General features: G+C 72.5%; 28 protein-coding genes. 14 read left to right on the forward strand and 14 right to left on the reverse strand.

Translation table 11 applies throughout. The features are described from left to right. Positions 1 to 781: 781 nt before the first annotated feature. Positions 782 to 1,261, forward strand: coding sequence for a DUF3052 family protein (locus CRP55_RS39600; protein ID WP_245923666.1), 480 nt, complete (start codon positions 782 to 784; stop codon positions 1,259 to 1,261). On the opposite strand, the gene CRP55_RS39605 is transcribed toward CRP55_RS39600, so the two are convergent. Beyond that, on the reverse strand, positions 1,194 to 1,802 hold the full coding sequence (locus CRP55_RS39605) for a DUF4304 domain-containing protein (RefSeq protein WP_097327139.1): 609 nt from the start codon (positions 1,800 to 1,802) through the stop codon (positions 1,194 to 1,196). The genes CRP55_RS39600 and CRP55_RS39605 overlap by 68 nt on opposite strands. 93 nt (positions 1,803 to 1,895) lie before the next feature. On the opposite strand from CRP55_RS39605, the gene CRP55_RS39610 reads away from it, so the two are divergent. Further along, a complete protein-coding gene (locus tag CRP55_RS39610; protein WP_097327140.1) occupies positions 1,896 to 2,624 on the forward strand; it encodes an SDR family oxidoreductase in 729 nt (242 codons plus the stop codon). On the opposite strand, the gene CRP55_RS39615 is transcribed toward CRP55_RS39610, so the two are convergent. The 5 genes from CRP55_RS39615 to CRP55_RS39635 form a co-directional block, all read right to left on the reverse strand. Then, complete coding sequence (locus CRP55_RS39615; RefSeq protein ID WP_097327141.1) at positions 2,621 to 2,854, reverse strand: hypothetical protein; 234 nt, start codon at positions 2,852 to 2,854, stop codon at positions 2,621 to 2,623. The genes CRP55_RS39610 and CRP55_RS39615 overlap by 4 nt on opposite strands. A gap of 152 nt (positions 2,855 to 3,006) precedes the next feature. Continuing rightward, positions 3,007 to 3,243 (reverse strand): hypothetical protein, encoded by a 237-nt coding sequence (locus CRP55_RS39620; protein ID WP_097327142.1) that lies wholly within the window; start codon positions 3,241 to 3,243, stop codon positions 3,007 to 3,009. Further along, positions 3,240 to 3,428, reverse strand: a complete 189-nt coding sequence (locus tag CRP55_RS39625) for a hypothetical protein (RefSeq protein ID WP_097327143.1) — start codon at positions 3,426 to 3,428, stop codon at positions 3,240 to 3,242. Before CRP55_RS39625 ends, CRP55_RS39620 begins: the two co-directional genes overlap by 4 nt. Positions 3,429 to 3,492: 64 nt before the next feature. Further along, positions 3,493 to 4,101, reverse strand: coding sequence for a response regulator transcription factor (locus CRP55_RS39630; protein ID WP_097327144.1), 609 nt, complete (start codon positions 4,099 to 4,101; stop codon positions 3,493 to 3,495). After that, on the reverse strand, positions 4,098 to 6,782 hold the full coding sequence (locus CRP55_RS39635) for an AfsR/SARP family transcriptional regulator (RefSeq protein WP_101536238.1): 2,685 nt from the start codon (positions 6,780 to 6,782) through the stop codon (positions 4,098 to 4,100). The genes CRP55_RS39630 and CRP55_RS39635 overlap by 4 nt, the downstream gene beginning before the upstream one ends. Before the next feature lie 129 nt (positions 6,783 to 6,911). Between CRP55_RS39635 and CRP55_RS53545 the strand changes: the two genes are divergently transcribed. The 3 genes from CRP55_RS53545 to CRP55_RS39645 all read left to right on the forward strand — a co-directional run bounded on the left by CRP55_RS53545 (position 6,912) and on the right by CRP55_RS39645 (position 8,689). Beyond that, on the forward strand, positions 6,912 to 7,088 hold the full coding sequence (locus CRP55_RS53545) for a hypothetical protein (protein WP_179855530.1): 177 nt from the start codon (positions 6,912 to 6,914) through the stop codon (positions 7,086 to 7,088). 161 nt (positions 7,089 to 7,249) lie between these two features. Beyond that, positions 7,250 to 7,747, forward strand: coding sequence for a sigma-70 family RNA polymerase sigma factor (locus CRP55_RS39640; protein WP_097327146.1), 498 nt, complete (start codon positions 7,250 to 7,252; stop codon positions 7,745 to 7,747). Between the two features lie 72 nt (positions 7,748 to 7,819). Continuing rightward, entirely contained in the window at positions 7,820 to 8,689 is an 870-nt protein-coding gene (locus CRP55_RS39645; protein ID WP_179855531.1) for an alpha/beta fold hydrolase, read from the forward strand. A 36-nt stretch (positions 8,690 to 8,725) separates the two neighbouring features. Here the strand turns inward: CRP55_RS39645 and CRP55_RS39650 are convergent, their stop codons facing one another. Then, entirely contained in the window at positions 8,726 to 9,241 is a 516-nt protein-coding gene (locus CRP55_RS39650) for a MarR family winged helix-turn-helix transcriptional regulator (protein ID WP_097327147.1), read from the reverse strand. 89 nt (positions 9,242 to 9,330) lie between these two features. Here CRP55_RS39650 and CRP55_RS39655 point away from each other — a divergent pair, with 89 nt between their 5' ends. After that, a complete protein-coding gene (locus tag CRP55_RS39655; protein ID WP_097327148.1) occupies positions 9,331 to 10,023 on the forward strand; it encodes a TetR/AcrR family transcriptional regulator in 693 nt (230 codons plus the stop codon). Positions 10,024 to 10,137: 114 nt separating this feature from the next. Next, complete coding sequence (locus CRP55_RS39660) at positions 10,138 to 11,646, forward strand: GMC family oxidoreductase (protein ID WP_097327149.1); 1,509 nt, start codon at positions 10,138 to 10,140, stop codon at positions 11,644 to 11,646. On the opposite strand, the gene CRP55_RS39665 is transcribed toward CRP55_RS39660, so the two are convergent. Both CRP55_RS39665 and CRP55_RS39670 read right to left on the reverse strand, forming a co-directional pair. Then, positions 11,598 to 13,502 (reverse strand): AfsR/SARP family transcriptional regulator, encoded by a 1,905-nt coding sequence (locus CRP55_RS39665; protein ID WP_179855532.1) that lies wholly within the window; start codon positions 13,500 to 13,502, stop codon positions 11,598 to 11,600. The genes CRP55_RS39660 and CRP55_RS39665 overlap by 49 nt on opposite strands. Before the next feature lie 59 nt (positions 13,503 to 13,561). Further along, entirely contained in the window at positions 13,562 to 14,368 is an 807-nt protein-coding gene (locus tag CRP55_RS39670) for an alpha/beta hydrolase (protein WP_097327151.1), read from the reverse strand. A 177-nt stretch (positions 14,369 to 14,545) separates the two neighbouring features. Here CRP55_RS39670 and CRP55_RS39675 point away from each other — a divergent pair, with 177 nt between their 5' ends. From CRP55_RS39675 to CRP55_RS39690, 4 genes are all read left to right on the forward strand, one after another. Next, entirely contained in the window at positions 14,546 to 15,238 is a 693-nt protein-coding gene (locus CRP55_RS39675) for a GNAT family N-acetyltransferase (protein WP_097327152.1), read from the forward strand. Then, entirely contained in the window at positions 15,225 to 15,782 is a 558-nt protein-coding gene (locus CRP55_RS39680; RefSeq protein WP_218854831.1) for a TetR/AcrR family transcriptional regulator, read from the forward strand. Before CRP55_RS39675 ends, CRP55_RS39680 begins: the two co-directional genes overlap by 14 nt. 109 nt (positions 15,783 to 15,891) lie before the next feature. Continuing rightward, positions 15,892 to 16,152: a hypothetical protein gene (locus tag CRP55_RS39685; protein WP_097327262.1), complete on the forward strand. Its 261-nt coding sequence runs from the start codon at positions 15,892 to 15,894 to the stop codon at positions 16,150 to 16,152. 18 nt (positions 16,153 to 16,170) lie between these two features. Then, a complete protein-coding gene (locus CRP55_RS39690) occupies positions 16,171 to 16,368 on the forward strand; it encodes a hypothetical protein (RefSeq protein WP_097327154.1) in 198 nt (65 codons plus the stop codon). On the opposite strand, the gene CRP55_RS39695 is transcribed toward CRP55_RS39690, so the two are convergent. From CRP55_RS39695 to CRP55_RS39710, 5 genes are read right to left on the reverse strand one after another with little or no spacing between them, the layout of a single operon-like run. Beyond that, the gene (locus tag CRP55_RS39695; protein ID WP_097327155.1) at positions 16,356 to 16,634 is read right to left on the reverse strand and encodes a hypothetical protein; all 279 of its coding nucleotides are present in this window, start codon (positions 16,632 to 16,634) and stop codon (positions 16,356 to 16,358) included. The genes CRP55_RS39690 and CRP55_RS39695 overlap by 13 nt on opposite strands. 2 nt (positions 16,635 to 16,636) lie before the next feature. Further along, entirely contained in the window at positions 16,637 to 16,870 is a 234-nt protein-coding gene (locus tag CRP55_RS39700) for a hypothetical protein (protein ID WP_097327156.1), read from the reverse strand. After that, positions 16,867 to 17,007, reverse strand: coding sequence for a hypothetical protein (locus tag CRP55_RS53550; protein ID WP_179855533.1), 141 nt, complete (start codon positions 17,005 to 17,007; stop codon positions 16,867 to 16,869). The genes CRP55_RS39700 and CRP55_RS53550 overlap by 4 nt, the downstream gene beginning before the upstream one ends. After that, positions 17,004 to 17,459, reverse strand: a complete 456-nt coding sequence (locus CRP55_RS39705; protein WP_097327157.1) for an NUDIX hydrolase — start codon at positions 17,457 to 17,459, stop codon at positions 17,004 to 17,006. The genes CRP55_RS53550 and CRP55_RS39705 overlap by 4 nt, the downstream gene beginning before the upstream one ends. A gap of 21 nt (positions 17,460 to 17,480) precedes the next feature. Next, a complete protein-coding gene (locus CRP55_RS39710; RefSeq protein WP_097327158.1) occupies positions 17,481 to 17,750 on the reverse strand; it encodes a hypothetical protein in 270 nt (89 codons plus the stop codon). Positions 17,751 to 17,852: 102 nt separating this feature from the next. Between CRP55_RS39710 and CRP55_RS39715 the strand changes: the two genes are divergently transcribed. The 3 genes from CRP55_RS39715 to CRP55_RS39725 are packed head-to-tail and all read left to right on the forward strand — an operon-like array spanning position 17,853 to position 23,076. Then, the gene (locus CRP55_RS39715; protein WP_097327159.1) at positions 17,853 to 21,794 is read left to right on the forward strand and encodes a discoidin domain-containing protein; all 3,942 of its coding nucleotides are present in this window, start codon (positions 17,853 to 17,855) and stop codon (positions 21,792 to 21,794) included. 58 nt (positions 21,795 to 21,852) lie between these two features. Then, the gene (locus tag CRP55_RS39720) at positions 21,853 to 22,251 is read left to right on the forward strand and encodes a GNAT family N-acetyltransferase (protein WP_097327263.1); all 399 of its coding nucleotides are present in this window, start codon (positions 21,853 to 21,855) and stop codon (positions 22,249 to 22,251) included. Positions 22,252 to 22,275: 24 nt separating this feature from the next. Then, positions 22,276 to 23,076, forward strand: coding sequence for a hypothetical protein (locus tag CRP55_RS39725; RefSeq protein ID WP_097327160.1), 801 nt, complete (start codon positions 22,276 to 22,278; stop codon positions 23,074 to 23,076). Positions 23,077 to 23,192 lie beyond the last annotated feature (116 nt).

The following is a 23,192-nucleotide window of genomic DNA, read 5'->3' on the forward strand; positions in this document are numbered from 1 at the left end:
CTGCGCGCCCGCAACACCGCCCGCCGCTCCGTGTCCCGGATAACGGCGGATTTTCCCCCCTCACCACCTGCAACAAGCCCGTGAACACGCCTGGCACGAACTCGGCCGCCGCGTCCACGACCGACCCGGCAGATCAAGCCCCCGCGCCACCAAGCGCTACAGCCGCCGCTACCCCTCCCGCGGCGACCGACCCCCAGCCCGCCACGTCGAACACACCATCACCCTCCACCGGGTGAAACCCCTACCAGCCCAAACACCTTAAAGAAGCGCCATTGCATTTGAGTCCCCACCGCCGCCGCTCCACATGATCGCGCCGGAACTCCACCATCTCCGGCGAATGACTCGGCACTCCAGACCAATCCCGCATGCCAGCAATTTCAGACCTGGAAAAGAACCCTCGCTGCGCCATGAACCATTCTCCCGCACCGCGGAGATCGAGAACAATAAGACGATCATGCCACTCGCAGAAGAATATCCATCGCGAATGCGGCACGAGTGCGACAGTATATGAACATTCTCATGGCACGCCTCTGTGTCAGCAGAGGGTTGGGATCGGTGTTCCAGGCTGGGGTCGGCGGGTCCGGGAAACCGCGCCGGATCGCAGAGTCGCCCCCGATTGTCCTCCCCGATGGCGCCGCGCGTCGCGCTGAAGGAGCTCGAAGGTGATGCGGAGCGCGGGGCTGTGGTCGTACCGGATAGTAGCCGCGTCCGCCTCCGGGCGGGGGAGGTCGGCGTGCGTGTCAGGCCTGGTCGCCCGGCTACCATCCACCGGTGTTCGACGATGGTGAAGGCGGCGGGGGCTGACATGGCTGGTTACTCGGGCACGCCGCTGTATCGCAAGCTCGGCATCAAGCCGGGGCACCGGGTCGCGCTGCTCGACGCGCCTGCCGGGTTCGCGGCCACTCTGGAAGGGCTGCCCGAGGGGGTCGTCATCCTGCCTGGGCTGGCCCTCGATGCGCCGACGGACGTGGTCGTGTTGTTCGTGATCGAACGCCATGAGCTGCAGGCCCGGCTCGATGAGGTCAGAGGGGGCATGGCCCAGGACGGTGGCTTCTGGGTTGCCTGGCCGAAGCGGGCGTCGAAGGTACCCACCGACGTCACCGAGGACGTCATCCGCGAGGTCGCTCTGCCGACCGGGCTGGTCGACAACAAGGTCTGTGCGATCGACGAGGTCTGGTCGGGCTTGCGGCTGGTCATCCGCCGTGAGAACCGCCGGACTCGGACAAGGCCCAGGCCAGGTACGGATGGTCGGGCTTCTTGACGAAGTGGAAGCCGCCGAGTGCGGTGCTCGGTGGGGGCGGCAGCACGACCTGGCCGGCTCGCAGGGCGTCGTCGATCTGGCGGTAGTGGTCGAGGATCTTCTCGATCTGGGGCAGGATCCGGGCCGGCAGCGCCGCCGCGAGCAGGTCACCGCATCTCTTCGCCGCCTTGGGTGAGGTGAGCCGCCAGGTGTCCCGGCCGATGGGGAAGCCGGGTACCACGGCGTCGACGAAGTCGGGGGCGGCGTCGAGGCGGTTCCACCATTGGGACGGCATCGTCCGGGGCAGCCGGGGCGCCTCCACGAAGCCGCGTGTCGCCTGCCAGCGGAGGAAGCCGCCGGTGGAGGCCGCCATGTTGAGGTAGAAGAGGGACAGGTCGCCGCCGCTGCTGCCCGAGCCCTGGAACTCCAGCACGATCGCGTCGCCGTCGCCGGACCGCAGGCGGAACGTGCCGGACGAGCGTTTGAAGCCGGCGGCCTTGAGCGCGGGCCCGACCTGCTTGGAGATCATGTCGAGGTACGCGCGACGTACGGGCCGGTCCACGCCGAGATCATAGGCGGCGCCCAGGGTGGCCCCGCGAGACCCAGGATCGGCGGGGGACTCACTCCGCCGGCCGCCCGGAGCGAGATTCGTCGTATGGACATCACGCATCGCACCGTTCTCATCGTCGGGGGCAGCACGGGTATCGGGGCCGGGCTGGGCCGGCGCTTCGCCGCGGCCGGCAGCACCGTGGTCACCGCGGCTCGCAAGAACGCGGAAGTGGAGGTCGACGTCACCGATCCCGGGTCGGTTCTGAAGGCCCGCGACGCCGTGCTGGCGAGCCACCCGGAGCTCGACGTGGTCGTCGTCTCGGCCGGTCTCATGGCGACCGAGGATCTGCGCGACCCCGGGCACTTCGACACCGCCCGGACGACCGTCGAGACCAACCTGCTCGGCACGATCCGGGTCATCGACGCCTTCACCCCGCACCTGATCGGGCGGGGCGAAGGCGCCTTCGTCACGGTCACCTCGGGCATCGGGTTTCTGCCGTTCCCGCTCATGCCCACCTACGCCGCGTCCAAGGCCGGCGTGCACGCCTACTCGGAGGCGCTGCGGGCGCAGCTCGACGGCACCGGGGTCGAGGTGGCCGAGCTGGTCCCGCCGGCGGTCGCCACCGTGCCCGAGGCCAAGAGGATGAACCCGCACGCGCTCGACCTGGAGCCGTTCCTGGACGAGGTCATGGAGCAGCTCGGCCAGAGCCCGACCCCGCGCGAGATCCTGGTGAAGGGCGTGCTCATGCACCGGTGGGCCGAGCGCGACGGCACGTACGACGACCTGGTGCGGCAGCGGTCGGCCGCCCTCGCGATGCTGCCCGGCCGATCTTAGGGACGGGCCAACAGCTCGGCGTGGTTGGCCTTCACGAGACGCAGGCCCAGCCGGCGGAAGAGGAAGCGGCGCAGGACGCCGGGCAGGTTGCGGGCGTTGTCGCGGCGGCGGTTCTGCTCCAGCACGAACCGCACGCGCGGCGCCCGCCGCGAACGGTAGCGGCCGAGGTCGCCCAGTTCCTCGGCCAGCACGAGGGCGTCCTCGAGGGCCATCGCGCCGCCCTGGGTCATGCTGGGGGAGCAGGCGTGCGCGGCGTCGCCCCGCGGTAGCGGGCCAGCCGGACGGCGTTGCCGGGGAAGGTGGGTGGGCCGGCCGCGTCCAGCAGCAGCCCGTGCAGCGCGCCGCGGGAGATGGCCCGGCTCTCGCCGACATCGCCCCAGACTTAGTCGAGGCCGTGCGAGGTGAGCAGGCCGCCCGTACGGTCGCGGATGTCCAGCGGCCCGGCCAGGCCGAGATCACCCAGCGCCCGCACCGCGTTGGCCGGCAGATAGAGCCCGGTGCCGCCGTCGCGGGGCGCCGGGTCCCGCTCGGCCAGGCCGGCGTGGATGCCGCGGGCGGCCAGCGCGATCCGCGTGGCCAGTCCGGCAACCCCGGCGCCGGCGATGAGGACGCGGGTCACTTGCCGTCCTCGAAGGCCCGTGCGCCGTACTCCCACTCCACTATGGATCGGAACGCCGCCCGCACCGACCGGTCGTCGTCGAGGTCGACCAGGAAGCGGCGGTCGCGCTCCCTCTCGTAATCGGCCACGTTGGCCTCGCCGAGCGCGGCCAGCGCCTGCCACAGGTACATCGTCCAGCGGCCCATGTCGGTTCTCCCTCCGCACCGCGACTGCCTCACACCCGCTTGAACGCGCCCGCCGCGGCCCTGTTCAGTGGTGTGACGGGCGCCCCTGAAGACCCAGCTCGATGGCGCGCCGGGTCAGCTCGGCCTTGTTGCCGGCCTGCAACTTGGCCCGGATCCGCTTCACGTAGGTGTTGACGGTCGACTCGGTCAGGCCCATGCGGCGCCCGATCTGGCTGTGGGTCAGGCCCTGCGCCACCCAGCGGAGGGTCTCCACCTCGCGTTCGGTCAGCCGCGGCTCCTGAGCCGGTGCGGGCAGCGTGGCCAGCAGCTCGGCCGCCACGTAGGCGCCGCCGCGGCGCACCGCCTCCACGGCCAGCGGCAGGTCGCCGGCCACACCGCGCCGGGTGATCAGGCCGATCGCTCCGCCGCGCAGCACGGCCGGCAGGTCGGGCGGGTTCTGCGGCCGCACCAGGGCGACCACCCTCAGCTGGTGCCACGGCTCGGACGGCGTCCGGTCGTAGAGGTCGAGCACCACCAGCGACGGCGGCGAAACGGCGCGCAGGGCGGCCAGCTCGGCCAGATCGGCCAGCTCGTGGCGCACGGTCAGGCCGGGCGACGCGGTGAGCATGCGGGTCAGGCCGGCGCGGACGATCGGATCGGCCGCGACGACGGCGACTGTCTCTATGTGACTCACCTTCCACTGTGCAATCTGCTCTGCACTTCCCGGACGGCCGGGAGTCGCAGTTCGGCCAGGATCTCCAGGGCCGCCCGCCAGGCCGGGAGGGCGTCGCGGCCGGTGAGGGCGTCGCCGAGCGCGATCAGCGCCTCGGCCTCCTCGCCCCGGTGGCCGGCCTCGCGGTAGAGCTCGACCGAGCGGCGCAGCAGGTCGGCCGCGACCGCCCGCTCGCCGCGCCGGTGCCGCAGCCGGCCCAGGCCGAGCAGGCAGCTGCCGACGCCGCGCGGGTCGCCGAGGCGCAGATAGCCGGCCATGGCGCGCTCGTAGAGGTCGATCGCCGGCCGGTCGCGGCCCTGCGCGGCGTGCGAGAGCGCGAGGCCCTCGGTCGCGGCGACCGTGCCCCGGTCGTAGCCGGCCCGTTCGTACAACTCGAAAGCCTTGGTGAACGAGGCCTCGCCGGGCGGGCGCACCAGGCCCAGGTTGAGGTGGACGTGGGCCTGCTCGGCGAGGGCGCCGAGCTCGGTGAACAGGCGCAGCGCCCCGGTCAGACGGTCGCGCGCCTCGTCCCGATCGCCCAGCGCATGAAAGGCGCCGGCCAGGCACCGCTGCATGTGCGCCTCGCCGAGCCGGTCGGCGCCGCGCTCGGCCGAGGCCAGCGCCGCCCGCATCGTCGCCAGCCACTCGTGCCGCCGCCCGGTCCACTGGTAGAACGGCACCATCGTGGTGGCGAGCTGCCACACGCCCGGCCCGTCGCTCCGCTCGATCAGCGCCCGCAGCACGCGATGCTCGGCGCGGAACCACTGAAACGCTTCGCAGTAGTCGCCGAACTCCTCGACGGTCACCCCCTCCGGGCGTACACCCGGATCAAGGGGTTTGAGCAAAGGGCGCAGAAGCCGGTTCGCCTCGTACGCCGTGTGGCGGTAATGCCCGAACAGCCGCGCTCGCGCCGCGTCCGGCTCATCGTGCTCGTTCACAAGCTCTTGGGCGTACGCCTTCAGCAGCACATGCATGGTGAGCCGTTGCGACGGCGCGGCGCCGAGCAGGTGCTCGCCGGTGAGACGGGCCAGCAGCGGCGCGGTCTCCCGTTCGGGCCGCCCGATCAGGCTCGCCGCCGCGGCCGGCGTCAGATCGGGCCCCGGGTGCAGCGACAGCAGGCGGAACAGGCGGGCGGCGGGCTCGGGCAGCGCCTCGTACGACCCGGCGAAGGCCGTCCGCAGGCCGCCGAGCGCGTCCAGCCCGTCCAGGCGCCCGCCGGACTCGGTGGCGACCGCGGTCAGCGCGGCCGGCAGCCGCCCGCACGCCCCGACGATCGCGTCCAGCACCTCCCGTGCCGGTAGAGCACGGTCGCCGAGCGTGGCCGCCAGCCGCCGGGTCAGCAGCTGCCGCGCCTCGGCCGCGTCCGGCAGACCGAGGGTCACCAGGTGGGCGCCCTCGGCCGCGGCCAGCGCGGTGAGCCGCCGCCGGCTGGTGACCACGGTCAGGCACCCGGCCGCGCCCGGCAGCAGCGGGCGGGCCTGCTCGGCGCTCTCCGCGTTGTCCAGCAGCACCAGCATGCGCCGGCCGGCCAGATGGCTGCGGTAGAGGGCGGCCTTGGCGTTCAGGCTCGACGGCACGGCCGCCTCGGGCACCCCCAGCGTGCTCAGCAACGCCGTCAGCGCGGCCCCGGGGTCCTCGCCGCGCAGATCCAGGTAGATCTGCCCGTCCGGGAAGTGGGCCGCCACTTCGTGCGCCCAGTGCACCGCGAAGGTGGACTTGCCGGCGCCGGGCATGCCGTCGATCGCGACGATCGGCATGCCGCCGTCCCGTTCGCCCGCGCGGTGCAGGGCCGAGACCCGGTCCAGGTCGGCCCGGCGGCCGGTGAACAGCGGCAGATCGCGCGGCAGCTGGGCCGGGCTGACCCGCTCGATGCGGGCCGGGCTCGGCACCGCCAGCGGCCGCGGATGGAGCACTTCGTCGTACGCCGCCCGTAGCTCCGCCCCCGGATCCACGCCCAGCTCCCGGGCGAGCGCGTCGCGCACGGACTGGAACAGTGCGAACGCGTCGGCCTGCCGGCCGTCGGCGGCCAGCATCAGCATCAGGCGGGCCTGCAGCGACTCGTCGAGGGGGTTCATCTCGGCCGCCCGGCGCACGGCGGGCAGGAGGTCGCCGAGCCGGTCGAACGTCACGGCGGCGCGGGCCGCGTCCCGGGCCACCGTCGCGTATTCGGCGTCGATGGAGAGGAAGACGGCATAGCGGTGGGCGTCGCCGGCCCCGTCGTCGGCGCAGCGGCCGCTCGACCGGCGCAGCGCCTCGGCGTACCGGGCGACGGCCACGTCGCGCAGGCCCATGCTCTCCGCCTCCCGGGCCTCGTCGGCCAGCCGCCGGAACTCCATCAGGTCGATCGCGCCCTGCGGGGCCACCAGGCGGTAGGAGGCGTCGCGGCGCAGCAGCCAGCGGCCCTGCGACCGGGCCGGCAGATCGGGCTCGAGGATGCGCCGCAGGGCGCCGATGAACCGGTGCAGGCTGTTGACCGCGCTGGCGGGCGCCGCGTGCCCCCAGAGCATTTCGGCGAACTGGTGCACGGGGATGTCGCGCCCGGCGCGGATCAACAGGAGTCCGAGTACTTGCCGCTGCTGCCGGGGGCCGAGATTGAGCTCGCGATCCCCGCTGAACGCCCGCACCGGCCCGAGCACGGTGAATCGGATCGGGTTCTGGCTCACAACGGCGCCAAAGATAGCGCCACCACCAGGCGCTCCGAACTCTTCTGAGAGATAGTCGGCGCCCGGTGAACCCAGGGGGCTCGCGGGCCGTCGTGAGAGGTCTACCCGCGATCCGAAGGAGTTCTTCCCATGCGACACGCCCGGATAGCGCCGCTCGCGATCATCGCTAGCTTCGGCCTCGCCTTCGCGTCGGCCTGCGGCGGGGAGCGGACCGCGGCCGACGCGGCCGCCGTCACCGCGCCCGGCCCGGACAGCAAGCCGGCCCCCGACCGGCCCACCGTCCACCTTTACCGGCGCGGCGACTGAACTTTCGCCACCGCGCCCCGTCGGATGCTGCGACGGCCGCGGCGGCCGCCGTGGGTGCCGACCGCCTCTCCCCCCGACCGGCGGGGCGCGCCTCGCGCCGCCGCGGCCGTCCCCACTCGTACCCCACTGATTCTCCATCGCCGCGGCCTAGCTTTCGCCTCGTGGCCAACGAGAACAGTTCCCGGCTCAGCGCGCTGCACGCCGAGTACGGCGACGCCCTGCTGAGCTATCTGCGCGGCTTCACCCGGGGCGACCGGGAGTTCGCCGAGGACCTGCTGCAGGAGACGATGCTGCGGACCTGGCGCCGGATGGACGCCATGCCGGAGTGCGGCGAGCCGGCCCGGCGGTGGCTCTACACCGTCGCCCGCAACACCGCGATCGACGCCCTGCGCATGCGCAAGGCCCGCCCGGCCGAGGTGGACAGCCTCGACCTGGCCGCGATGCCGACGGCCGAGGACACGGCGGAGACGGCGGTCGCGGTCCAGCAGCTGCGGTACGGGCTGCGCGCGCTCAGCGAGGCGCACCGGACGATCCTCAACGAGCTGTACGTGAAGGGCCGTTCGGTGGCCGACATCGCCCGCAGCCTGGGCGTTCCGGCCGGAACGGTGAAGTCGCGGGCGCACTACGCCCTGCGGTCGCTGCGCGAGTCACTCGCCTGATGCCTCGGAGATCACATCGGCTCGGAGATCACATCGGTGAGCCGGGCCCCGGGCCGCCGCGTTGTACCGGGCATGGCCATTCACACCGTCGACGTCAACGGCGTCGAGCAGCGATATCACGTCTACGGGCAGGGTGCGGCGATCGTCGTGGCGATGCCCGGCGGCCCCGGCGTCTTCTGGGACTACCTGCGGATGCCCGCCCTCGAGGAGCACGTCCGGGTCGCGTACGTCGAGGCGCTGGGCACCGGCGAGTCGGGCCGGCTGCCGGCCCACCCCGACGGCTACACCCGCGAGCTCTACGCGACCGCCATCGACCGGATCGCCGACGACCTCGGCGCCGGCAAGGTCTTCCTGCTCGGGCACTCGTACGGCGGTTTCGTCGCCCAGTACTACGCGGCGACCCGCCCGCAGCGCCTGGCCGGCGTGATCCTCTACGACAGCGCCCCGGTCACCGGGGCCGAGCAGGGCGCCGAGGTGGCCCGTCAGGTCGAGCTGTTCGTCAAGCGCAACGAGGGCAACCCCGAGGTGCCGGCGGTGCTCCAGTCGCTGCAGGCGGTGGGCTCGATCACCGACGACGACCAGCTCACCCTGGCCCTGCGCGGACTGCTGCCGTCGTACCTGGCCGACTACTGGGGCCGCGAGGCCGAGTTCAAGCCGTTCCGCGAGCACATCCGGGTCAACTACATCTCGGGCCGCGACGCCGGCGGCCACGCCGAGCCGATCGACGACCGGGAGCTGCTGGCCGGCATCACCGTGCCCGCGCTGGTCATCGCCGGCCACTACGACATCATCTGCGGCGAGCGCTGGGCCCGCGAGATCCACGAGCTGATTCCGGGCTCGCGCCTGCTCATCCTCGAGCACAGCGGCCACCTGGGCAATGTCGAGGAGCCGGAGCGCTTCCAGGACAGCGTGCTGCGGTTCATCGCCGCCCAGCCGAGGTAGTGCGGAGCGCCGCCGGCCCGGCCGGCGGCGCGCTCCTCACGCCACGCGCATGAAGGACGGCTTGCGGTCCGGCAGGTTGGCCAGGACGCGGGCAACGCTGGTCAGCGCCGGCAGGTCGCGGCGGTCGAGCTGGTCGAGGACGTGGCGGTGCACGCTGGCCGCGTACGCCCGGTCGCCGCGCCGCAGCCACTCGATGCCGGCCTCGGTCAGCACCGCGTTCCAGCCGCGCCGGTCGTCCGGCACCTGTTCGCGGGTGACCAGGCCCTGCTGCTCGAGCTTTTCGACGATGCGGCTCATCCGGCTCAGCGACAGGAAGGCGGTCGCCGCCAGCTCGTTGATCCGCATCCGGCGGTCCGGCGCGTCACCCAGGCGGCGCAGCGTGATGTATTCGCTGAGGGTGCGGTTCTGCTCGCATTTGAGATCGGAGTCGAGGTTGCGCTGCACGGTCACCGCGGCGCTGAGGAAAGCGTCGAGGAACGCGATCTCCTCCGCCGACAGAGCCGGCGCCGCGGCCCTCGGTCCCTGGCGTTGCGGAAGCCAATTATCGGCCATTGTCCCGGTCCTTTCATTTGCGCGAGTCACCCATACGACGGCGGCTTTCCCGTGCCGGTTCAGGAAACGGGGTTGTTAAGGTGCGGACCGTGGCATGGGACACGCGGGAGCGCATCATCCGGGCGGCCGGGCGGCTTCTGGCCGAGCAGGGACGCGACGCGGTGACGACCCGGTCGGTGGCGTCGGCCGCCGGCGTGCAGCCGCCGGCCATCTACCGGCTGTTCGGCGACAAGGACAGCCTGCTCGACGCCGTGGCCGTGCACGGCATGCGCGACTATCTGGCCGACAAGGGCGCGCTGGGCGAGACCGATGACCCGGTGCACGACCTGGCCCGCGCCTGGGATTTGCACATCCGGTTCGGCCTGGCCGAGCCCGCCTGCTACCTGCTCGCGTTCGGCGAGCCCCGCCCGGGCCGGGCCGGCTCCGCCCGCCGGGAGGCCATCGCCCGCCTGCGCCACCTGGTCGAGCGGATCGCGGCGGCCGGCCGGCTGCGCACCAGCGTCGAGCGGGCCACCGAGATGCTGCACAGCGGCGGCGTGGGCGTGGTCGTCTCTCAGCTCGCGATCGAGCCGGACGAGCGCGATCCCGGTGTGCCGCAGGCGATGTGGGAGACCGTGCGGGCCGCGATCGTCACCGGGCGTCCCGCCCGGACCGGCAAAACGCTTTCGCAGTACGCCGGTGCGCTGCGCCAGGCGCTGCCCGGTGCCCCGGGCGGCGCTCTGACCGAGGCCGAGCGCCTTCTGCTCGTCGAGTGGCTGGGCCGTCTCTCCGACGCACGCTGACCCCTGAGGGTTCACTCCCGTGACGTTGTCGGCGTCAGCGGCATTCGGCCGCCCTCGTCGCTAACGTCGATACCAGATATACGTTTCCAATGGAAACAACACTGGGGAGGCGACATGAACACCTACGACGTGGTCCTGGTCGGCGGCGGAACGGCCGGTTCCGTCCTCGCGGCCCGGTTGTCCGAGCGCGACGACCTGCGCGTGCTGCTGCTGGAGGCGGGCGACGGCGTGCCGCTGCCGGCCATGTCCGACCCGCCGGCCTGGCCCACCCTGGTGCGCACCGTCGCCAACTGGGGCGAGCTGATCGTGCCGCAGGGCGCCGTGGGCGCGGTCACCCCGCTGCCGCGCGGCAAGGGCCTGGGCGGCGGCTCGTCCATCAACGCGATGCTGTTCACCCGCGGCCACCACACCAGCTACGAGCGCTGGGTGCAGGCGGGCGCCAAGAACTGGGGCTACTACGACCTGCTGCCCTACTTCAAGCGCAGCGAGAACGCGCCCGGCCGCGACCCGGTGCTGCGCGGCCGCGGCGGTCCGCTCACCGTGGCGCCGCCCGACCCGGTCAACCCGGTGCTGGCGGCCGCGCTCGGCGCCGCCGTCGAGGCCGGCCAGCGCCGCGCCGGCGACATCAGCGGCGGCCTCGAGGAGGGCTTCGCCCCGGTCGACGTGAACATTGTGGACGGACGCCGGCAGAGCGCCGCCGACGCCTACCTGAACCCGGTGCGCGAGCGCCCCAACCTGACCGTCGTCACCGGCGCGCTGGCCCACCGCCTCGTCATCGACAACGGCCGCTGCACCGGCGTCGTCTACAGCGCCGGCTCCGAGGTGGTGACGGTCTCGGCCGGCGAGGTGATCCTGACCGCCGGCACCATCGGCTCGGCCCAGCTGATGATGCTCAGCGGCCTCGGCCCCGCCGCCCACCTGCGCGAGCACGGCATCGAGGTGGTGGCCGACCTGCCCGGCGTGGGCTCCGGCCTGCAGGACCACCCGATCGCCAACGTGGTCTACCGCTCGTCGCGCCCGGTGCCCACCCCGCGCCACAACCACGGCGAGGTCATCGGCCTGGTCCGCAGCCGGGCCGATCTGCCCGGCCCCGACCTCCAGCTCATCTTCGTCGACCTGCCCCGGCCGGTGAACGGCCACGCCGGCCCCGATCAGGGCTACACGATCGGCGTCTCGTTGATGATGCCGCACAGCCGGGGCACCGTGCGGCTGGCCGGCGCCGCGCCCGGCAGCCACCCGCTGCTCGACCCGAACTACTACGGCGACCCGCGCGACCTCGACGCCGTCGTCGCCGGGATACGCCTGGCCCGCCGGATCGGGCGCGGCGCCGCGCTCGACGACTGGCGCGACACCGAGGTGATCCCCGGCCCGGCCACCGACGACGAGGACGCGCTGCGGGACTACGCCCGGCGGGCGGTCGCGTCCTACTGCCATCCGGTCGGCACCCTCGCCATGGGCGACGGCCCGGCCGCGGTGGTCGACACCGGCCTGCGCGTGCGTGGCTTCGCCGGGCTGTGGGTGGCCGACGCGTCGGTCATGCCGGCCATCCCGTCGGGCAACACCAACGCCACCGTCTACGCGATCGCCGAGCGGGCGGCCGAGCTGCTCCTCGACGGTCGCTGATCGACCCAGCCCAGGTGTTCGTAGAGCCGGGACGCGGCCGCGTCTCGGCTCTGCTGTGCGTCCTCGGTCTCGCTCAGGCCGGCCGCGTACGCGCGCAGCAGGTCGTGCAGCTGGTGGCGCCCGCCGCGCACCTGGGTCAGCATCTGCTGGGCCAGCTCGGCCAGCAGCGACCGGGCGGTCCGCTCGTCGGTGCCGGCGAGCGCGGCGGCCACGTCCACGGTGACCTCCGGGCCCGGATAGAGCGGCAGCAGCCGGAACAGGGCCGCCGCGGCGGGGGAGAGGGCCCGGTAGGACCACGAGAAGATGGCGGCCAGGTTGCCCTCGAAGCCGTCGAGGCGTTCCGGGCCGACGGCCAGGTCGGCCGCGATCTCGGTGAGCGGGGTGTCCGGCCGGGCCATCGCGCGGGCCGCCACCATGGCCAGGGCCAGCGGATGCCGGGCGCAGCGCTCGATCAGGGCCTGCACCGCTGTCGGCTCGGCGTCGACCCGGGCCCGGCCGAGGCGGCTGACCAGATTTTCCCGGGCCTCGGCGGTCGACGGCAGCTCGATCGGCAGCGGGTGGGCGCCGGCGGTGATCAGATCGGTGATCCGGGCCCGGCTGGTCAGCAGCACCAGGCTGCCCGGCGTGCCCGGCAGCAGGTGGCGCACCTGCTCGAAGTCGCGGACGTTGTCGAACACCAGCAGCATCCGGCGCCCGGCCAGCAGGCTGCGGAAAAGCCCGGCCGCGGCCTGGAGCTCGGCGGGCTGGTCGTCACCGCGTACACCCAAGGAGCTCAAGAGGCCCCGCAAGGCCTCGGCCGGAGTCATCGGGCCCTCCGTGGCGAAGCCGCGGAGATCGACGTAGAGCTGTCCGTCCGGATAGGACGGTGCGAGCCGGTGCGCGAGATGGACCGCGAAGGTGGTCTTGCCGACGCCGGGCATGCCGTCGAAGGCCAGGGCCACTGTCGGACGGCCCTGGCGGCGGTCGTCGGCCAGAATCGCCTCGGCCCGGGCGAGCACGTCGGCCCGGCCGGTGTAGTAGGGATGGTCGCCCGGCAACTGAGCGGGCACGAAGGCGCGCGGTGCCGGCGGCAGATCGTCCGGTGCCGGCGCGGCGGTGGATTGCTGGCGCAGCACGCGGTCACGGGCGTCGCGGAGCTCGGGACCGGGGTCGAGGCCCAGCTCGTCGGAGAGGCGGCGGCGGATCTCCTGGAAGGCGTCGAGGGCCTCGGCCTGACGGCCCTCAGCGGCCAGGGCCAGCATCACGCGGGTCTGCAGCGCCTCGTCGAACGGCCGCCACCCGCCGACGCGCCGCAGCGTGGGCAGGATCAGCTGGGCGTAGCCGGCGCGCAGGGCCACGTCACCCGCTTCGCGGACGGTCTGCGCCAGCTCCGCCTCGAGGGCGATGAAAGCCGGATGGGTACGGGAGACCGGCTCCAGCCCGGCCGCCGGCGGGCCCTGCCACAGCGACAGCGCCTCGGCGTAGTGATGCACCGCCTCGGCCTCGCCCGCCGCCTGCCGCGCGCGCCGCACGAGGGCCCGGAAGCGCAGCAGGTCGAGGGCGTCCTCGTCGACTTCGAGCCGGTAGCCGGCCGAATGCCGCACCAGGTGCTCGCCGACCGCCCGCACCGGCAGGTTGGGCTCGATCAGCCGGCGCAGCGTGCCGACCGCGCGGTGGATGCTGTTGACCGCGCTGACCGGCGGGTCGTCGCCCCAGATGGCGTCGACCAGCTCGCCCAGGCCGACCACCGTGCCGGCCCGGGCGAGCAGCAGCGCCAGCAGCAACCGCTGCTGGCGCCCGCCGAGCTCGAGGTCCACCGTGCCGTTGCGGACCCGCACCGGGCCCAGAACGCTGAACCGTAAAGTCGTCGCAGCCACGTTCGCCATTGAACCCCGGCTTGGCCTGACCAACCGGTTCAGGTGGTCTTTCTCCTTATTTACCGTACGGTCTCGCGCGCGGCCTTCTCGATGAACGAGGCCGTGGTGCCGGGGTGCGAGACGAAGACCGAGTGCGAGGCGCCCTTGACCGTCTCGACCTTGGCGCCGGCCCGCTTGGCCATCCACTGCTGGGCGGCCGGCGGGATGTTCCTGTCGGCGCCGCTGATCAGGTCATAGCTCGGGATGCTCTGCCAGGCCTGGGCGCCGGCGGCGTCCTCGGCCAGCGCGGCCTGGTCGATCGGGCGCTGCGAGACCGCGGACAGCTTGGCCTCGGAGAGCGGCACGTCGGCCGCGAACTGCTGCGGGTACTTGGCCTGGTCGATGTAGAGGTCGACGTGGCCGCCGGGCAGCGCGACCGACTTGAGGGTGTCGCCGAGGGTGCTGCCCGGGAACTTGCCGGACAGGTCGGCCGCGCTCTCGCCGGCCTTGGGCAGGAACGCCGCCACGTAGACGAGCGCCTTGACGTCCTTGTCGCCGGCCGCCGCCTTGGAGATCACGCTGCCGCCGTACGAGTGACCGACCAGCACGATCGGGCCGTCGATGCTGTCGAGCAGGGCGCGCACGGCGACGGCGTCGGAGGCGACGCCGCGCAGCGGGTTGGCCGCCGAGACGACCGGGTAGCCGTCCTTGCGCAGCCGCTGCACGACCGCGTTCCAGCCGCTCGAGTCGGCGAACGCGCCGTGGACGAGCACGACGGTCGGCTTCTTGGCGGTGTGGTGGTTGCCGCCGGCGTAGGCGGCGGTGCCGGTGAGGCCCGCGGCGAAGACCGCGCCGGCGCCGACGAGGCTGAGGACCTTCTTGTTCATCGCCTTCTCCTTCAGTGCTCACTGTGTTCCGGCCTGAAGCTAGGAATCGCCAGTGGACAGCGAGTGGCGAAAGAGTGCGTGGCCACGGCCACGTGTGCCCGCCCCCACATTCCGCGCAAGCGGACTCACAAGTCCGGTTACCGTTGCCGCCGTTGTCACCTCCGAAGGGACCTCGGCATGACCTCCATTCCGGACAACCTGGTCTGGGCCGCCCTCACGGGGCCGCAACGGGCGCACGCGGAGATCCGCGGCGGCGCCGCCCGCTACCTTTCCGGCTACTCGCCGCTGGCCGCGGTGCGCGACTGGGACGACGAGCGGGCGTGGGACGACCTCGCGGCGCTCGCCGGCCCGGGAATCGTCACGCTGGCCGGTGTCGGCGCCCGCGTCCCCGCCGGCTGGGAGCTGCTCGGCAGCGGCGACGGCTATCAGATGACGGCGCGCGACGTCGCCGCCGGAAGCCTCGACGGGGTCGAACGGCTCGGGCCCGGCGACGTGCCGGAGATGCTCGACCTCGTGGAGCGCACCAAACCCGGGCCGCTCGCCCCGCGCGCGGTCGAACTGGGCACGTTCCTGGGGGTCCGGCGCGGCGGCAAGCTCGCCGCGATGGCGGGGGAGCGGATCCGGGTACCGGGCTGGACCGAGATCGGCACGGTGTGCACCGACGACTCGTACCGGGGTCAGGGGCTGGCCGGCACGCTCGTGCGCGCGCTGACCGGGGTCGTCCGCGGCCGCGGCGACGAGGTGTTCCTGCACGTCAACCAGGGCAACACCGGGGCTTTGCGGTTGTACGAGAAGCTCGGCTTCCTGACCCGCGCGACCACCGGGTTCCTGGCCGCCCGCGTACCGGGAGATCGGCGTGAGTCAGACTGAGGGCGTGCATGGGGGCCGTCGCAAGGACGCCGTTCGCAACCACGAGCGGGTCCTCGCCGCGGCCCGGGAGCTCTTCACCGAGCAGGGCCTCGGGGTGACCGTGCCCCAGGTGGCCGAGCGGGCCGGCGTCGGGAAAGCGACCGTCTACCGCAGCTACCCGGCCAAGCAGGACCTGATCGTGGCGGTCGCCCGCGAGCAGTTCCAGCAGTTGGCGGCGCGCACCGAGGCCGCGCTTCAGGGCGAGGACGCGTACGCCCAATTGTGCCTTTATGTTCCTGACCTGTTCGCCGCCCTGGCCGCCGATCGCGTCTTGGGCGACGCGCTCTTCGACGGCCGCATCCTCCCCGCCACGATGATCCTGGCCCAGGTCGGTGAGCTGCTCGAACGGGCCGCCGAGGACGGCCCGATCCGCCCCGGCGCCACCGAGGCCGACGTCCGGGTCATGCTGTGCGGCCCCGTTCGCCAGCTGATCGTGCTCGGCGAGCAGGACCCGGCGGTCTGGCAGCGCTACGCCGAGATGGTCCTGAACGCCTTCCGGGTCTGAGCTGTCGTTTTTCAGACGTCGCCCTAGGTAGATCTCCGGATCCGCGAGGTGGCATCGAGGGTTCACTCTGAGTACCTCAGCAGATGCCACTCCGTTAGGGATGATCGACATGCGAAGCCAATTGCTCGCCGCCCGGGCCGCCGCCCTGTTCTCCAGCGACCTGCCGTCCGGCACCCGCCCCACCCCGGGCGCGGTGGACGCCGCCATCGCCCGCGCGGTCCGCACGCGCGGCACGCGTGGCTGCGTCGCCGACCTCGCCGCCGCCTACGGCGACTACCCCGAGAACGCGGCCACGCGCATGCGCTGGGCGCGCGGCGTCGTCGTCACCGTCTACGAACCCGCACCGGCCCGGGAGGCGGTCGCGGCCTGATCGGCTACGGTTGCGGCCGTGAGCAACGACCTGGCCAAACTGATCGCCGACCGCCTGCACGAGACGCTCGACCAGAGGGTCGCCGCCGAGATCCACGCTCCGCACGTCGAGCGCGGCCTCGCCGCCGGCGGCCCCGACGAGCCGATCATCGCCATCACGGTCGAGGAGGTCGCCCGCATCGCGGCCCGGGTCGCCCGCGACGCTCAGACCTCGTAGACCTCCAGCACGCGGGTGCTCGGGGCGGCCGGGCCCAGCTTCTCCCGTAAGGCGAGCCGCTCGGGGTCGACCATGAAGGCGTCGTAGCCCTCCCGCCCCGCGAAGCGGATCACGTGCACCTCGGCCGCGCCGTCGCCCTGGCGGAAGCGCCGCTCGATCACGCCGTCATGCCGCCCGAGCAGCGCCAGCACCGCGTCCTCGTACTGTTGGCCGGCCTCGGCCTGCCCATCGGCCATGTCCACGACGGCGATCAACAGAAGTCCCATGGTCACACCTCACCATCCTCGGCCCAGTCGTCCCACCGCAGTTCCCGCAATGCGGCCGGGGCCCGGTCGCCGGCCGGAAGCGACACCTCGTCCTGGAGCCACGCCACGACGAGCCGGGGAACGAGCGGCACCGGGTCGAGACCGACGCAGGTCACCGGTGCTAGGCGCTGGTGTGGGCCGAGCGGCCACCGCTCGCCGGGGTCGGCCTCGGTCTCCGTGCGGACCGGATTGATCACGTGGACGGGCCGCGGAAGAGGTGCTCGGCCCGGCGGGCCAGCCCGCCAACGATGTGGTCGTCGAGGCGAGGGCTGGGGGTGGATGCCGGACGAGTCGATGTCGCGGCCGGATGCAGGACCACGGTGGTCAAACTCATTTCAGGTGGCCCTCCGCGGCGAGGTGGGCGAAGAGGGTCTGGTTGTAGGGGTTCATGTCGGGCAGGTCGAGCGGGTCGAAGAACCTGAGGTCGGTGGTCTCCGGGTCGGTGAGGTCGAGGGTGCCCGACCATGAGTCGGCGCGGTAGGTCAGGGAGATGACCTGGCACTGGTCGCCGTTGGGATAGACCACGAAGCAGTCGGGGCCGGACCGGGCCGCGAGCAGGGTCAGGGCGCCGGCGATCAGGCCGGTCTCCTCGCGGAGCTCTCGGCGCGCGGCGTCCTCGAGGTGCTCGCCCGGCTCCACGGTGCCGCCCGGGATGCTCCAGGTGCCGTCGTCGGAGCGTTGCTGGAGGAGGACTCGCCGCCGGTCGTCCCACACCAGCACGCCGGCGCCCGCGAGCACCAGCGGCTCCCGGCCGACCAGCGCCCGCATGCGCTCCACATAGGTCATGGACCGCAGGATAGGCGAGGCTCAGCCGGTCCACCCGAGCCATTTCTCGCCGGCGGTCAGGGCCGCGTACCAGAAGGTGTAGGCCAGCAGCGCGACCGCCGGCACCCAGAGCGGCCGGCCGCCGCGCATCAGCCTGATGACCAGCACGAGCATGGCGAGCCAGGCGACCAGGAGCGGCACGATGGCCCAGGCGGGGGCGAGCAGTCCGCTCGCGGCGTAGAGCACCAGGGTGCCGAGGAACGCGGCGACGCCGATCCAGCCGATCAGCCAATGCCACCACGGGCGCGTCATGGGGTCACCGTACGGGTCTTGTAAAGGTCCCGAAACATGGTCTTGACACAGAGGACCCCGGACCGTTCGATGACAACGTTGTCATCGTCTCCTGGAGTCATCATGGTCGATTCACCGTCCGTGTCCCGCCGGGCGTTCCTCGGCGCGAGCAGTGGGCTGCTCGCCTCGGTCGCACTGCCCCCGGGCGCCGCCGGCGCCGCTTCCAGCGAAAGGACCCTCGCCATCACCAGCGAGAAGGCACCCGGCGGCAAGGGCGAGCTCGCCCTGCACCGGCCGGTCACCGCGTCGTCCACCGCGTACGGGCCGGCCCAGCCCTCGTTCGCCGTCGACCGGCTGGCGCAGACCGGCGTCAAAGGGTCCGGCTGGCGGGCCGCGGCGGGCGACCCGCAGTGGATCGCCGTGGATCTCCAGGGTCCCTGCGAGATCGAGCGGATCACGCTGACCTTCGAGGCGACGCTCGACGACAAGCCGTTCGACGGCAAGTACAACGCGACCGACGGTGACGAGATCCGGTCGAGCGCCGCCACCGCGTACAAAATCGAAGTCAGCTCGGACGGCACGACCTGGACCCTGGCTCATGCGACGGCCGAGGGCGCCGGCGGCGTCCAGCAGATCGCCCTGGCCAAGCCGGTGCGGGCGCGGCACGTCCGGCTCACCGTGCTCGAGCGGCACAACACCAACCCGGCGGGACTCAACGGCTTTCAGGTGTACGGGCGGACCCTCGGCCCCCGGCCCGAGGCGCGAGGGTGGACCGACTGGGCCGGCGGGAACACCAAGCCGGCGCCCGCGCTCGGCGTGGCCCCGGACGGCACGGTGCCGCTGGAGTCCGGGTGGGCGCTGACCATGGACGACTTCGCCGACTCGGCCCTTCGCGACTGGGTGCCGGCCACCGTCCCCGGCACGGTCCTGGCCAGCCTGGTCGAGCAGGGCCACCTGCCCGACCCGGTCGGCGGCTTCGAGAACCTGCGCATCCCCGAGGCGCTGTCGCGGCACGCGTGGTGGTACCGCCGCGAGTTCACGCTGCCGCGCGGCTTCGACACCTCACGCCGGGTCTGGCTCGAGTTCGACGGCGTCAACCACGCCGCCACCACCTGGGTCAACGGCGCCGAGGTGGGCACGCTGACCCACCCGTTCGCGCGGGCCGCGTACGACATCACCGAGGCGCTGAAGGCCCACTCCCGGCACACCGTCTCGGTGAAGATCACGCCGATGCCGCATCCGGGCACGCCCGGCGACAAGTCGCTGACCAGCTGGACGTTCCTGCACGGCGGCTCGATGTACAAGGACTCGCCGACCTACCTGGCGGTCTCCGGCTGGGATTGGATGCCGGCCGTGCGCGACCGCGTCTCCGGCATCTGGAACCACGTCCGGCTGCGCGGCACCGGCGACATCGTCATCGGCGACCCGCACATCGCGACCAAGGTGCCCGACCTCCGTACGGCCGAAGTCACTGTGACCGTCCCGGTCCGCAACGCCGCCGCCACCGCGACCACCGTGACCCTCAAGTCGTCGCTGGGCGGATCGAAAACGGTCACCGTGGCCGCCGGCGCGACCACCGACGTCGTGTTCGACACCGTCAAGGTGCGTAACCCCAAGCTCTGGTGGCCCAACGGGTACGGCGAGCCGCATCTGCACGACCTCATCGTGACGGCGACCGTCGGCCGTACGGTCAGTGACTCCCGCAAGGTCCGCCACGGCCTGCGTGAGTTCTCGTACGACACGTTCCAGCCGGTCGTGATCAGCCCGCCGGCCAAGCCGCCGCTGGAGTTCCAGAACGGCAAGGCGACCCAGACCGTCACCTTCGACCGGCAGCACAAGCGGTTCGTACGCCTGCAGATGGGCGCCCGGGCCACGGGCTGGGGCGTGTCGCTGTGGTCCCTTTCGGTCTCTGACGGCGACGGTGCCGACCTCGCCCTGCACCAGACGGCCACCGCGTCGTCGGCCGCCGACGGGACCGATCCGGGCGAGGTGACCGACGGCGACGCCGGCACCCGGTGGAGCTCGGACTACCGCGACAACGAGTGGATCCAGGTCGACCTCGGCGCGGCGGCCGATTTCGATCGGGTGACCGTGCAGTGGGAGCAGGCGTTCGCGCTCGACTACCGGGTGCAGGTGTCCGGCGACGGCGACGCCTGGGACGACGTCAAGGCCGTGAACAACGAGACGCCGCTGGGCAACTACGGCCCGCAGACCGTCGACGTGCCGTCGACCACCGCCCGCTACGTGCGCCTCCAGACCGGCCGCCGGGCCACGAGCTGGGGCGTGTCCCTCTGGACGCTTTCGGTCCTCGGCGGCGGCACCGATCTCGCCCTGAACAAGCCGGCGACCGCCTCGTCGAGCGAGTCGTCAAACCCGCCGGCCAACGTCACCGACGGCAACCCGCGTACCCGCTGGGCCTCCTCGGAGTACGCCGACGGCCAGTGGATCCAGGTCGACCTCGGCACGGCCGTCACCTTTGACCAGGTGAAGGTCGCGTGGGAGACCGCGTACGCCAAAGACTTTGTGATCCAAGCGTCCGCCGACGGCGAAAGCTGGACCGACGTCAAGGCCGTGGACAACACCGTGGTCGAGCTGAAGATCAGCGTGAACGGCGTGCCGGTGTTCTGCCGCGGCGGCAACTGGGGCTGGGACGAGCTGCTGCGGCGCACCCAGCCGCACCTGCTGCGCGAGGCGGTGGCGATGCACCGCGACATGAACTTCACGATGATCCGCAACTGGATCGGCAGCAGCACCCGCGAGGAGCTCTACGCGGCCTGCGACGAGTACGGCATCCTGGTGTGGAACGACTTCTGGGAGGCCGGCCCGTTCATCGACGCGTCCGAGACGTACGACGCGATCGTGGCCGACACCATCCGGCGCTACCGGCACCACCCCAGCATCGCCGTGTGGTGCGGGGCGAACGAGCAGTTCCCGCCGCCCGCGATCGACGCCGGCCTGCGCAAAGCCGTGGCCGAGCTCGACCCGGAGATCGCCTACGTGCCGTCGTCGAACGCCGGCATCGTCAGCGGCAACGGGCCGTGGCACTGGATCGATCCGGCGACGTACGCCGACCCGGACATCTACGTGGCCGGCGCGCTGGGCTTCCACACCGAGATCGGCATGCCGGTCATCCCGCACGCCGAGACGATGCGCAACCTGGCCGGCGGCGAGCCGGCCTGGCCGATCGGCGAGGTGTGGGGCTATCACGACTGGGCGACCAGCGGGAACCAGCACGTCGACGGCTACCAGCAGGCCATCGAGGACCGCCTCGGGGTGGCGTCGACGCTGGAGGAGTTCACCGCCCGCGCCCAGTTCGTCAACTACGAGAGCCACCGCGCGATGTTCGAGGCGTGGAACTCGCGGCTGTTCGACAACGCGTCCGGCCTGCTGCTGTGGATGTCGCATCCGGCCTGGTACAGCACGGTCTGGCAGACCTACGACTACGACCTGGACGTCAACGGCGCGTACTACGGCGCCCGCAAGAGCTGCGCGCCGCGTCACGTCCAGGCCGACCCGGGCACGTGGCGTGTCCGGGCGGTCAACCACACGCCGTCGGCATTGACCGGTGTCGTGGTCACGGCGCGTGCCTACGACCTGGCCGGCAAGCCGCTGGGAGCGGAACAGAAGCAGACACTGTCGGTGGCGCCGTCGGCGACGACGCCGGCCTTCACGGTGGCGGCCGTTTCCGGTCAACCGCTTCATCTCGTACGCCTGGAGATGCGCACCTCCAAGGGTGAGCTGCTGGCGGAGAACACGTATTGGAGATACGACAAGCCGTCCGACATGCGGGCCCTGTCGACGATGGCCCGCACGTCGCTCGACGTCCGCACCACACCGGCCGGGCCGGGCGTCACGGCGACGATCAGCAACCGCGGCCGGACGGTGGCGGCGCTGGTCCGGGTCGCGCTGCGCGACGGCGAGGGGGAACGGGTGCTGCCGGCCGAGTACACCGACAACTACTTCTGGCTGCTCCCCGGCGAAACCCGCAAGGTCGGCATCACGTGGCCGTCCCGGCTGGGCCGCCCGCACGGCCTGAAAGTCACGGCCGAGGCGTACAACTCCTGAAAGCCCCGCGGCCGGCGCCAAGCCCCCGAGCGCCGGCCGCGGCCCTACCCTCGTGCGGGTGACGATCGAGCTGATTCACCGGTTCCCCGTTGACGACCACGAGCTCAGCGCCTTGCACGCGCGCGCGTTCGGCGGCCCTGACCTCGTGCAGCCGTGGGCCCAGCGCCTGGAACGGCACGCCCTCACCTGGATCGGCGCCTTCGACGCGGGCGCCCTGATCGGTTTCGTGCAGGTCGGCTGGGACGGCGGCCGCCACGCGTTCCTGCTGGACACCGCCGTCGACTCCGCCCACCAGCACCGGGGGATCGGGGTCGCCCTGGTCGAAGCGGCCACCGCGGAGTCCCGCGCCGCCGGGTGCGAGTGGCTCCACGTCGACTTCGAGCCCCACCTGGCCCACTTCTACCTCGACCGCTGCGGCTTCCGCCCCACCCAGGCGGGCCTCATTCCCCTGCGATGATCTCGGCACCGTTACGGTCGTCCGGTGACTTCCGCCGCTCGCCCGCCGCTGCCGCCCGACGTCGATCCCGATCTGTGGTTCGACATCGAATGCGGGCGGCACTACCTGCTCGACGGCAACCCGCACACGCATCCCGGCCGGATGGACGCCTACTGTCCCGAACACGGCATCCGCACCCGGGTGTCGAAGGCGGAGATCGGCGCATGCTCCGAGCAGACCCGGTATTTCATCCGCGGCTTCCTCTCCGGCAGCGAGCCGGCCCCACCGGACTCCGCCGACGGCACCGACCCGGCCTGTCGGGCCTGGAGCGAGGCCGCCGCCCGCTTCCGCGACACCGGAGTTTGGCGCGACGAGACCCCGGAACCCGACGAGGACGAGCTTCCCGAAGAGCTGCTGGCTGAGATCCGGGAACAGCAGACGGCGCGGGTCTCCCTCGTCGTCGACCTGCCCACCAGCGACACGGACCGCGCGGTCGAGGTGGCCACCAAGCTCGCCCAGCGGGTCGGCCGCCGGGCCTGCGACGCCCCCGGCCCGGTCGAGGTCAGCGCCCCGATGTCGTTCACCCGGGTGTACGCGCTGGTCGGCGTTACCGGACACCGCCCCTGGGTCGCGGTGCACACCGCCATGACAGCGCTCGGCCGCAGCGGCTGGTCGCCCGCCACCGCGGTCGAGGGCGAGCAGTACGTGACGGCCGACTTCAAGGCCAACCGCGCCCTCAACCGGGGCCTCGACGCCCTGGGCGTGACCGCCCTGGAGATCCACGCCGCCTACGGCCTGGGCCACGACCCCTCCCGCACACCGGGCAGCCGCCCGCACGGCGGCTGACCCGGCACCACGCCAGCTGTGCGGGGTAGCCGATGTGGACCGGTGTCCAGGCGCCGCACCAGGCCTGGAGTGAGCGGCGACGAGGCGAAGACCCCTCGGACGGCACCGGCGCCGTC

This window comes from Paractinoplanes atraurantiacus (assembly GCF_900215205.1).
In the GTDB taxonomy this organism is placed as follows: domain Bacteria; phylum Actinomycetota; class Actinomycetes; order Mycobacteriales; family Micromonosporaceae; genus Actinoplanes; species Actinoplanes atraurantiacus.